Annotated in this window: 1 protein-coding gene; it reads left to right on the top strand. The window is 29.5% G+C overall.

The window, feature by feature from the left end; genetic code table 11:
• On the top strand, positions 1-973 hold a 973-nt coding region (locus F6K13_RS34665), incomplete at its 5' end, for a PleD family two-component system response regulator (protein ID WP_287290182.1).
• Between the last annotated feature and the right edge of the window lie 56 nt (positions 974-1,029).

Genomic DNA, 1,029 nt, shown 5'->3' with positions numbered 1-1,029 from the left:
TAAAGTTAGGGAATATAAATTGTTGCAAATAGCTATTAGTGATAATCAAATAACTTTAAGTGAAGCTAAGGCAATTTTGCGTACTATCACTGAAGAAGTTTTCTTTGCTATTATTAGTCAAGCAGGTTTAACAAGAAGATGGCATCCACAGAAACATTCCACTTCTCAAAAAACTTTAAATTTACTGTTATCAAGGCGAGAAATTAAAGAAGTTCTTGCTTCAGCAAAAATACTTTTAAAATCTTTAAAAGATGAAGGTTTATTGCACATTAATCCCGAACTTGTGCCAATTATTAAAAATAGAAATAAGTTATTAAATCAAGAAAAATCAGAGTCTGTTTTGAAGCTCGATAAGTTACTCAATGGTAAACGAACAATTTGGGATATTACATTAGAAATGAAAATGTCATTAGAGGTAATTACCCATAGTTTATATAGCTTTGAAAAACTAGGCTTAATTAATTTTCTGAAGGTAGAAGATTGGCTTCCACCTTCAGAAAAATTTCACTTGCCAGCGATAGAAAAGAGTGTTGATAAAGTCAAAATTGCTTGTATTGATGATAGTTATAGTACTGGTTTCTTACTGGATAAAATTCTCAAGCCACTGGGATATGAAATTTTGCATATTCAAAATCCAATTAAAGGATTAGCTCTTTTGGAAGAATGTAAACCTGATTTAATTTTTTTGGATTTAATTATGCCTAAAGTTAGTGGTTATACAATATGTAAATTTTTACGAAAAACTACTACCTTTCAAGATATACCAATTGTATTTTTTTCAACTCAAGACAGTATTATCGACCGGACTAGAGCTAGAATTGTAGGTGCTAATGATTACCTGTATAAATCTTACGATCCAGAAAAAATTGTAGAAGTTTTGGAAAAGTATGTCAATCCTAAACATTCTACAAATGATTTGAAAAGCACTTTGGGGCAAACATATGATTTGACTTTTATGGCTGTAGGAAGCTAACACTAAATTGCGATCAATTATAAGTTAATTATTCATTAATGATAATTTTGATAAGA

Source organism: Okeania sp. SIO2B9, from assembly GCF_010672505.1.
GTDB lineage: Bacteria > Cyanobacteriota > Cyanobacteriia > Cyanobacteriales > Microcoleaceae > Okeania > Okeania hirsuta.
The sequence above is the reverse complement of the archived record's forward strand: the minus strand, read 5'-3'. Positions and strand labels throughout refer to the sequence as shown.